Origin of the sequence: Pseudoalteromonas maris, assembly GCF_049257235.1 — a bacterium.
GTDB lineage: Bacteria > Pseudomonadota > Gammaproteobacteria > Enterobacterales > Alteromonadaceae > Pseudoalteromonas.
Genome location: NZ_JBMMUF010000016.1, coordinates 23,625 through 33,624, shown reverse-complemented (window position 1 = coordinate 33,624; position 10,000 = coordinate 23,625). Strand labels below are relative to the sequence as shown.

Below are 10,000 nucleotides of genomic sequence, written 5' to 3'. Positions count from 1 at the left end.
TAAAGAACGTTTCGAGCTGCTTTCGCGTCTCGAGGGCTGTGCATTCTACTCAACCCTGATTTGTTGTCAACACTTAATTTTGAGAAAGTTTAAAGTTTCTTAAAACTCAGTTTTACTTGACTCCCTGAGTTGCTAACACCTCGCTATGCGTTGCTGCCTGCCGTCTCAGTGGGGTCGCATTATAGGGAGATTCGATTTCGACGCAAGTCCTTTTTTAAAGAAAATTGCTAAAAACGGATCGTTTGAGGTTAATTTGAGCATAACGGCTCAAAAACATACAAAAAGCCACCTAGAAGGTGGCTTTTTAGAAGTGGTTTACTTGCAGATGGTTAATTTCCAACCTGCATTACGGTGGTAAATTGATTCTTGTTCGAGCTCATTAAACATCAGTGGATGCGCTTCTAACCATTGCTTGTCTATATTAAGGGTGAGTTCGCCATTCGTTTCTTTAATATCAAGCTCAGGTAAAACATCATTTTGCCGACGCATAGATAAAGTCACTGCAAGACGAAGTATTTTGACAAGGCGCGTTGCTAATTGCTGGTGTGCGCCTAACGAATCAAACGCTCCCGCAGAAATATCGCCTTTATGATAATGTACTAATTGCGCGATTAGCTTATGTTGTTGCCTTGTAAAACCTGGCATATCCGTATTTTTAAGAATATAAGCACCGTGTTTTGGGTATTTCTTATATTCAATAAGCAGCCCTACTTCATGGAGCATGGCCGCGCATTTCAATAATGCTGAATCCGTGTCACTTACATGCCACTGCGGTGCAAGTTGCGACAGCAGTAAATTAGCAATGCATGCAACACGCTCTCCTTGGCGACTATCGATGTGATAACGCGCAATGAAGCTTTCAATCGTTCGTTGGCGAATATCTTTACGCTGCAATTCTGGGATCATGGTATAGAGCACACCCTCTCTTAGTGCTCCACCTGCCAACCCCATAGATTTAACGTCAAGGCTTTCGAAAATGGCAATTAATATAGCCAGCCCTGATACAAACACTAAACGTCGCTCTTCACTTAATCCCGGCAACTGTAAATCATCAATAGAGGCGTACTGTGTTGTGAGTGATTTGATATCTAGCAATTTGTCGAGTGTCAGCGTTTCATCTTGGCGTTGGGCAACCATGATCTCTTGAATTGCTTGCACAGTTCCTGATGCACCCGCCGCATACTCCCACCCAGTCTGAGTGTATTGCGCAACGATGGGTGCAATGGTTTGCTTAGCGGCGTTAATTGCCTGAGTGTAATTTGCTTCGCTGAGCAGGCCATCTTTAAAAAATGACTCTAAATACGTGACACAGCCCATATGCAAACTGGTGTAATGAATGGCTTGATGTCCTTCACCAATTACGATTTCCGTACTCGCTCCGCCAATATCTATAACGAGCTGCTTGCCCGAGCATGCAGAGGTGTGAGCAACACCTTTATATATTGTCTTTGCTTCTTCTTCACCGCTGATGACATGAACGGGATGACCAAGGATCTGTTCAGCTCGCTCGCGAAATACATCGGCATTTTTTGCTAAACGTAATGTGGCAGTAGCGACAATTTTCACTTGGTGTGGAGGAATATCCTGCAATCGCTCTGCAAACAGAGCTAGGCACTCCCAACCTCTTTGCATTGCTCTAGGACTTAACTGCATTTGCTCATTCAGACCCGCAGCCAAACGTACTTTTCGTTTTACGCGGCCAATGGTTTGCAGTGATCCTGCGACTGTTTTTGCGATCAACATGTGGAAGCTGTTGGAGCCAAGATCGATGACGGCATATAGGTCATCTTGGAGAGATGAATTCACCACGTACTTACCTCTACAAAGCTTGGTCTTGTGACCAAGCTTTCGTATGTTGCATTGTTATTATGCTTGTTGGCTAGCGCGCCTGCCCATGGCGACGGCGTCCTTGGCCATGTCCCTGACTTTTAGAACGAGAACGTCCTTGAGGTCCTCTGCGTTTGGTTGCTTTTGGTACCTGTAAGTCATCCAATAACGCTGTTTTATCATAATGTGATACCGGAATGCCATGCTCAATATAATCTTCTATCTCTTGAAGGTTATACGCATACTGTTCACAAGCAAAACTAATTGCATGGCCAGAGGCTCCAGCGCGGCCTGTTCGGCCAATGCGGTGAACATAGTCTTCACAGTCATCAGGTAAATCATAGTTAAAAACATGGCTTACTTCAGGAATATGTAAACCACGAGCCGCAACATCGGTCGCAACCAACAGATCTAGGCTGCCCTTGGCAAACTGTGCCAATGTTGACTGACGTTTCTTTTGGTTCACGTCACCAGTGAGAAGCCCTACGCGATGTCCATCTGCTTGAAGCCATGCATATATGTCTTCACACACATGTTTGGTGTTGGCAAAAACAATCGCCTTTTCTGGCCATTCTTCTTCGATGAGCGTCAACAACAGTTTCATCTTGTCAGTTTGAGACGGATGGAACAGCTCTTCTTGAATGCGCTTACCCGTTTTTACTTCTGGTTCAATTTGCACATGCTCTGGGTTCGTCATGTGCTCAAAGGCAAGCTCTTGTACGCGATAAGACAAGGTGGCTGAGAACAATAAGTTCAAACGCTCGCTAGCTTCAGGCATGCGACGATACATATAACGGATGTCTTTGATAAAGCCCAAATCAAACATGCGATCTGCTTCATCAAGCACTACAACTTCAATTTCATTGAGGGTGTAGCACCCTTGTTTATATAGGTCGATAAGGCGCCCTGTGGTGCCAATTAAAATATCGACACCTTTTTCTAATTGCGCCCGTTGTTTTTCGTAATCTTCGCCACCATATACTAAACCTAGTTTAAGGTTACAGTGCGGTGCTAGAATCTTTGCATCTTTGTGGATCTGAATCGCCAACTCCCTTGTGGGAGCCATGATCAGGGCTCTTGGTTGCTGACCCGATGACTTTTGACTTTGCAATAAGTGATGACATGTGGCGGTAAGAAACGCCAGTGTTTTACCTGTGCCAGTTTGTGCTTGGCCTGCAATATCGCGGCCCTCAACAACATAAGGCATACACTTTGCCTGAATTGGCGTGCAATTTTCGAAGCCACTTGCTTGCAATCCGGCAACCACTTCCGGCGCTAAAGCAAAGTCTGCAAATTTTTGATCGGTTAAATGTGTCTTATTCATAGCGATAAAGCATAACGCTTAAACTTGCAATAAGAAACAAGAGTGTTTAAATACGCACTAAATAAATTCGCCAAATTTAACGGAGAACGTGATGAGCGATAAAATTATCCAACTAACAGACGACAGCTTTGATGCTGACGTAATGCAATCAGACAAACCAGTACTAGTTGATTTTTGGGCTGAGTGGTGCGGACCGTGTAAAATGATCGCTCCTATCCTTGATGATGTAGCTGGCGAATACGAAGGTCGCGTAACAATTGCTAAATTGAACATTGACCAAAACGCGGGCACACCACCTAAGTTTGGTATCCGTGGTATTCCAACGCTATTGTTGTTCAAAGACGGCCAAGTTGCTGCAACTAAAGTAGGTGCGCTTTCTAAGGCTCAGCTTGTTGAGTTTTTAGAAAACAACATCTAATTAGCGATACAAAAAAAGGGCAATAGCCCTTTTTTTGTCCATCTTTATGTTTAAAGACTGGACGATATGCAACGGAGCTGCTAGTTTATTACCCCATCAATCCCAAGTTTATCCAAAAACCTCACTCGAGTAATTTCCATTTCGAGACGATAAATAGTAAAGAACCCACCAATATGCATTTACGCGAACTGAAAGACAAGTCGATTAAAGAGCTTGTAAACTTAGCCGAGTCTATGGGCCTAGAAAACGTTGCCCGCCTTAGAAAACAAGACATCATCTTTGCCATCTTAAAAGCGCACGCGAAAAGCGGCGAAAATATTTACGGTGGTGGTGTATTAGAAATCCTGCAAGATGGTTTTGGTTTTCTACGTAGCTCCGAAGCATCATACCTTGCCGGACCTGATGATATTTATGTATCTCCAAGCCAAATTCGTCGCTTCAGTTTGCGTACGGGTGACAGCATTGCCGGTCTTATTCGTCCACCAAAAGATGGTGAGCGTTACTTCGCACTATTGAAAGTGAATGAAGTAAACTTCGACAAGCCTGAGAACTCGCGTACTAAGATTTTATTCGAAAACTTAACGCCACTTCATGCTAACGAACGTTTGCGTATGGAACGCGGAAATGGCAGTACAGAAGACATCACAGCCCGCGTTATCGACCTTGCAGCTCCTATCGGTAAAGGTCAACGTGGTCTATTAGTAGCACCGCCAAAAGCGGGTAAAACTATGCTACTGCAAAACATCGCTCAGTCGATTAGCTACAATCACCCAGATTGTGAATTGATGGTTCTTCTGATTGACGAGCGTCCTGAAGAAGTAACCGAAATGCAGCGCCTTGTTAAAGGTGAAGTTGTTGCATCGACTTTCGATGAGCCAGCTAGCCGCCACGTACAAGTAGCTGAAATGGTTATTGAAAAGGCTAAGCGCCTGGTTGAGCACAAGAAAGACGTAGTGATCCTTCTAGACTCAATTACCCGTCTTGCACGCGCTTACAACACTGTTATTCCTTCATCAGGTAAAGTCCTTACTGGTGGTGTGGATGCAAACGCACTACACAAGCCAAAGCGCTTCTTCGGTGCAGCACGTAATGTTGAAGAGGGTGGTAGCTTAACTATCATCGCTACAGCACTGATCGATACGGGCTCGAAAATGGACGAAGTTATCTATGAAGAGTTTAAAGGTACAGGTAACATGGAATTACACCTAAATCGTAAGATTGCTGAAAAGCGTGTATTCCCTGCTATCGACTTTAACCGCTCTGGTACACGTCGCGAAGAGCTACTCACGAAGGCTGATGAGCTTCAGAAGATGTGGATTTTGCGTAAGATTGTGCATGACATGTCAGAAATTGATGCCATGGAATTCCTTATTGATAAATTGGCGATGTGTAAGACCAATGATGAGTTCTTTGACTCGATGAAACGCAAGTAATCGATAGATTCAAAGAAGAGCCACCGCACCCTAGGTCCGGTGGCTTTTTTATTATCTGTACCACCCAATTAAATGTAATTACATAGAATGACTATGCGACGCAAGCTCTGCCTTGCTCAACCTCTCAATGGCTACTGTAAAAACAACAGAAAAGGTCAACACGCCCTCGCTACAATCTTGTAAATAATCGCTTTTATGCGCTATACCTTTAACTAACTCGTCTAACTAATTGAATATAATAATGACACTTGGGAAGCTGCTCGGTCTCGCTGGAATTGTTTTTTTACTGCAACTTGTCCTCATTTATAACTCGACGTCATCTATAATCGATACGCTACTGCTGAGTTTACCTAGTGTGATAATCATCGCGGTGTTTAGCTATTTTTACCGCCGTATTACCGAAGAAGAGCAATCTTCTATGCAAAGTTTGATTAAAAACCTCATCGATGGTGAGCGCGTAAATCTGACATTCCGGTTTGAGGAGGGCAAATACACACCGCAATACCATATGATTTTGAACACGTGCCTTGCGACCATTGAACACCTCATTTTAGAAATTCATGCCACCTCAGCGCGCCTTACACCTATGGCCGATGAGCTCAAAGACACATACACCTCAGTTACGCAAAAAGCGACGATGCAAAGTGCCCACGGACAAAGCATGGCTGACTCGTTCAATGAAATGTTAGCCATTACTACGCAAGTGACCGAAGGATTGGATGATATTTTCGCCTCATTGGATTTAGCAACTGCGTCGATTAAAAAAGCGAAACTGGACGCTGACAATAGTCAAAATAGCCAGGTTCAACTGTCGGAGCGTATCACGCGCACCAGTGATGAATTGGCGCAACTGAAAAAAGACAGCGAACAGATCAGCTCTGTAATTGAAGTTATCAATTCTATCGCCGAGCAGACCAACTTACTTGCGCTGAACGCAGCTATAGAAGCCGCTCGTGCAGGAGAGATGGGCCGTGGTTTTGCCGTGGTGGCCGATGAAGTTCGTCACTTGGCCGCACGGACAACAAAATCCACAGGCGAAGTGCGAGAGATGGTGCAACGCATTCAACAAGGCACATCCAGCGTGACTGCGCTAATGCAACAGAGTATTGAACTCACTGAGAAAACGGCCGCTTTGTCTTCGCAAACCACTGATGAAGTTGACCAAATTGAAGAGTCTATGGCTGCAATTAGTGAGCGTTCGCAACAAATACAAGGACAATTAAAACAGCAAGAGGAAGTATCGACGCAAGCTCAAGATTATGTAGATGCCATGCAAGAGCTCAATAGTGATGCATTATCAAGCTCGCGTATTCAGTCTGTGTCATCGCTAGATTTACTTAATTTAGCCCACTCTATTGATGACAAAATTAATTTATTCATCATCGCAGAGCACGATGCAGATATTGAGAAAAGAACAGAGTCGTTTAATAGGCAATCGCAACTTCATGCCCACTTAGAAAGTGCAGGCGATAAAGACTCTATTGAGCTGTTCTAAAAAGACTGAGGTAGATCATTTAGTAATTGCGCTACGTGCTCCAAGTCACCATATTTTGCGGCGCGCTCGATATCACTAACAATCAATGCCAAGTCATCACATTGAAATACTTTTGCCGCTCCACTTATACGATGAGCCAAACGCGCAACTTCATCAATATCAGAGTGTGTGTGGGCCTCTTTTAGCTGTGAAATTTCCTCTACCACGTTTGCCAGAAAGTGCTCACGCAAGTCGTTCATATCAACCTGTACACGCTCTCGCGATGTCTTTATATTGAGGTAACGCGCGATAGTGCGAGAGAACTTTTCTTTTTCAAGAGGTTTAGCTAAGTGTTCAACGAAGCCAACTTGCTTGTATTTTTCTATGTCATGAGTCATCGCGTTGGCGGTGAGTGCAATAATGGGGTTTGCAAAGCCTGACTTTCTCAATAACTCCAACGCGCCAATACCATCGAGAACGGGCATTTGAATATCCATCAGAATCAAGTCGGGATGATGGGCCAGCGCGAGCTCGACAGCTTGCTCACCATTTGCAGCACAATGCACTGTAAGCCCTAATGCGTGCAGCATTCTTTCTATTAAGCGACGATTGTCTGGGTGATCTTCTGCGAGTAATACCGTTCCTTGCAAAGGCTCCTGAGTGTTAGCTGTGTGCGACATGGCTTGTTGCTGCGCAATCGTTACAAACTCGCATGGTAGAGCGAAACAAAAGCAACTGCCCTCTGCGATCTTACTACTAACGGTAATAATCCCGCCCATAATTTTGGCCAATTGCTGCGATAAACTCAGGCCTAAGCCTGTGCCACCAAATCGACGAGAGATGGAATTATCACCTTGGCGGAAATTGGCAAAGATCACCTCAAGTTGCTCGCTATCAATGCCAATACCTGTATCTGTAATACAAAAATGCAATCCATCTTCACGCTGAGTGACGCTCAGCGTTACCTCACCTTCGGAGGTAAACTTGACTGCATTGGAGCATAAATTCACAAGCACCTGTTTTACGCGGATATAATCTATTATTGCGCCACAATCCTTGGCCAACTTGCAGTCAATGGTGAAACCAATTCCTTTTTGTTCCGCACTAAGTTCAAACATTGCTTGTATATCAGCAAGTAGCGCAGCCATACTCACAGGCGCCATGTTCAAGTCCAACTTATTGGCTTCAATTTTACTTAAATCGAGCACATCATTGATTAATTCACCAAGGTGCTGCGAGTTGTTGTATATCACCCGCAATTCACTCGCGACTTCTTCTGATGGCACTTCACCGTGAATAATGGCCTCTGCCTGCCCCATAATGGAGGTAAGCGGTGTTCTAATTTCATGGCTGATATTGGCAAGAAATTGGCTTTTTATTTCATTTGCTGTGCGTAGTTGTTGAGCCAATGCCTCAAGCTCCTGAGTGCGTTGTTGTACTTTTTGCTCTAACAACGCATTCGCTTTGCGCTCAGCTGAGCGACGCAACATGAGTAAGGTGGTAATCAAACTCAGCAGTACCACCCCAACCACCAGCCAGGTTAGGGCTTTGCGTTGCTGCGCGGCCAAACGCTCAATATTACGTTGCTGCTTCAACGTATCGAGTTGCTGCTGCAGTTGGTCATTGTTGTACTTCGCGTAGAAATCGTTGAGCCGACTCGATATCGCTGCATTGCGTAGGGCATTTTGCTCACTTTCATACTGGTCGTGGAGCTTTGCTGCATACGCACTTTCTCCTTGCGCTGCGGCCAATAGTAGCTCAACAAGGTATAAATTAGGCTCATCTGAAGCAGTCGCCTTTTGCACCGCAAAAATTTCTTTTTCCAACGCATGCGCGCGGCTTATTGCCTTTCGAGCTCCCTCATAATCACCTTTCGCGTACAACACTTTCGCTTTTATGGTAATTGCTGCAACCGCAGATACTTTATTATCCAATTGTTCGCTAAGCTGCTCTATTTCACCCAACACATCCAGCGCAGCTTGGTATTTTTGAGTATCAAAATACACTTTAGCTAAATTAGTTTTAGAGTTAATGACACTGATCGTATCGTTGGTTTGTGAGAGCAAAGTAAGTGCGTACAGTATTGCTTGCTCGGCTTCTGTGGTTTGCCCAAGGTTTAGATAGATAACTCCAAGATTACCATAGAGCTGGGCTAGGCCTTGGATGTCATTGATACGCTCATACACTTCCATAACGGAGTTGTAGAGCTCTAACGCGGCCTCAAAGCGACCACTTTTGATATATGCAGCAGCGATGTTATGCGCGATATCAGCTTTATCTTGCTCTGTACCATGCACAACATAAATTGCCTTGGCCTGCTCATAATTGACGATGGCATTTTCCATTAATTCGGCGTCGGTATATGCAAGACCTATGTTGTTGAGCACATGCGCCATTTCAACCACTTCACCGAGAGACTCAAATATACTCAGTGCACGCTTATAACTTTCAACAGCATTGTGATAGTAGCCTCGATAAAAATGCGCTATGCCTTGCATTTTTGCATATCGAGCTTGTTCTTTGGGCAGGTTTAAAGAAGCGGCCAGCTGCTCCGCTTGCAAAAAATAGCGCGTCGCTTTTTTAAGCTCATTTTGGTCAAAGTAAGTCTGCGCAATAAAAACTAGCAGCTCTAACCGCGAATTCGTTGCCTTCACTTGCTGTGCTAGCGTAAGCGCATGCTCCAACTGCTCTTGTTGAGGCAGTTTGGTAATATCGGCCAGTGTTTTATACTTTGCATGTGCAGCAAACGCTGGAGTAGCTAGAACCACTAACATGCTCAGGATTATAAGTATATTCTGCGTCCTATGCAGCATCGGCAAATCCCATTATGTGTTGTTGAGCAGCCAAGATCAGCTACACTAACGAAGATGAACAATAAACCAAATACATACCAAACTCACAATCCGCTGTGCCAACCTTTATTGCCCCTATTGCTTGATGGCAAAATATGGAAAATACATGAGCTCGCGATACAACTTGAAACGCTAGAGTTTAATTCGGATGCAAAAACTGTTGAGCTAAGCGATATAGCTAAACGCAACTTCTTGATCATGAATGCACTGTTTCAGCTACAGGATCACTTAGTAAGTTGCGGCTTTTATTTATCCATATCTAGTTTACATATTCAACTAATTTACGCCCCAGCAACCAACTCAATACGCACTGAAGACCCGTTAAGGCTGTATTACCTTGACTGGCAGAACTTTGATTTATCTAATGATGAAGTGGAGCAGCTTATTGATTCCTTCTTTGCGGGCTGTCGCCGAATTGAGCTCGACCAAAACACCTTGCAGCACATACTGAGTCAGTGGAACCTGCAAGAGCCCATTAATGTGCAAAAAATAAAACAGCGCTGGCGCACGCTGGCCCACCACTATCACCCAGATAAAAGCACAGGTAATTCATTGTCATTTAAAAAGATACACAATCAGTATCAGCAATTATTGAGTTACTTTAAGAATGAGGACGGTAAGGGGTAACTATTTATGCCCAGATTACTCCCCTCAGCACCTTCATGGTTCACT

General features: G+C 44.3%; 7 protein-coding genes. 4 read left to right on the top strand and 3 right to left on the bottom strand.

What is annotated here, in order from left to right; genetic code table 11:
* Positions 1 to 315: 315 nt before the first annotated feature.
* On the bottom strand, positions 316 to 1,806 hold the full coding sequence (gene gppA, locus AAEU32_RS15565) for a guanosine-5'-triphosphate,3'-diphosphate diphosphatase (RefSeq protein WP_421971452.1): 1,491 nt from the start codon (positions 1,804 to 1,806) through the stop codon (positions 316 to 318).
* Positions 1,807 to 1,879: 73 nt separating this feature from the next.
* Positions 1,880 to 3,151, bottom strand: a complete 1,272-nt coding sequence (gene rhlB / locus AAEU32_RS15560) for an ATP-dependent RNA helicase RhlB (RefSeq protein ID WP_421971451.1) — start codon at positions 3,149 to 3,151, stop codon at positions 1,880 to 1,882.
* A 91-nt stretch (positions 3,152 to 3,242) separates the two neighbouring features.
* Here rhlB and trxA point away from each other — a divergent pair, with 91 nt between their 5' ends.
* The 3 genes from trxA (at position 3,243) to AAEU32_RS15545 (ending at position 6,497) form a co-directional block, all read left to right on the top strand.
* The gene (gene trxA / locus AAEU32_RS15555) at positions 3,243 to 3,569 is read left to right on the top strand and encodes a thioredoxin TrxA (protein ID WP_421971450.1); all 327 of its coding nucleotides are present in this window, start codon (positions 3,243 to 3,245) and stop codon (positions 3,567 to 3,569) included.
* 173 nt (positions 3,570 to 3,742) lie between these two features.
* Positions 3,743 to 5,002, top strand: a complete 1,260-nt coding sequence (gene rho / locus AAEU32_RS15550) for a transcription termination factor Rho (protein ID WP_421971449.1) — start codon at positions 3,743 to 3,745, stop codon at positions 5,000 to 5,002.
* Positions 5,003 to 5,243: 241 nt separating this feature from the next.
* The gene (locus AAEU32_RS15545; protein ID WP_421971448.1) at positions 5,244 to 6,497 is read left to right on the top strand and encodes a methyl-accepting chemotaxis protein; all 1,254 of its coding nucleotides are present in this window, start codon (positions 5,244 to 5,246) and stop codon (positions 6,495 to 6,497) included.
* Here the strand turns inward: AAEU32_RS15545 and AAEU32_RS15540 are convergent.
* Positions 6,494 to 9,250: an ATP-binding protein gene (locus AAEU32_RS15540; protein ID WP_421971447.1), complete on the bottom strand. Its 2,757-nt coding sequence runs from the start codon at positions 9,248 to 9,250 to the stop codon at positions 6,494 to 6,496. The two genes, AAEU32_RS15545 and AAEU32_RS15540, sit on opposite strands and share 4 nt — an antisense overlap.
* Before the next feature lie 93 nt (positions 9,251 to 9,343).
* On the opposite strand from AAEU32_RS15540, the gene AAEU32_RS15535 reads away from it, so the two are divergent.
* Positions 9,344 to 9,955, top strand: a complete 612-nt coding sequence (locus AAEU32_RS15535; RefSeq protein WP_421971446.1) for a DNA-J related domain-containing protein — start codon at positions 9,344 to 9,346, stop codon at positions 9,953 to 9,955.
* The last annotated feature ends 45 nt before the right edge of the window (positions 9,956 to 10,000 follow it).

What these genes read in the sequence shown, in the direction of transcription:
- AAEU32_RS15535 (WP_421971446.1), top strand. Translation starts at nt 9,344, where the DNA reads ATGAACAATAAACCAAATACATACCAAACTCACAATCCGCTGTGCCAA.
- trxA (WP_421971450.1), top strand. Translation starts at nt 3,243, where the DNA reads ATGAGCGATAAAATTATCCAACTAACAGACGACAGCTTTGATGCTGAC.
- AAEU32_RS15545 (WP_421971448.1), top strand. Translation starts at nt 5,244, where the DNA reads ATGACACTTGGGAAGCTGCTCGGTCTCGCTGGAATTGTTTTTTTACTG.
- rho (WP_421971449.1), top strand. Translation starts at nt 3,743, where the DNA reads ATGCATTTACGCGAACTGAAAGACAAGTCGATTAAAGAGCTTGTAAAC.
- rhlB (WP_421971451.1), bottom strand. Translation starts at nt 3,151, where the DNA reads ATGAATAAGACACATTTAACCGATCAAAAATTTGCAGACTTTGCTTTA.
- AAEU32_RS15540 (WP_421971447.1), bottom strand. Translation starts at nt 9,250, where the DNA reads ATGTTAGTGGTTCTAGCTACTCCAGCGTTTGCTGCACATGCAAAGTAT.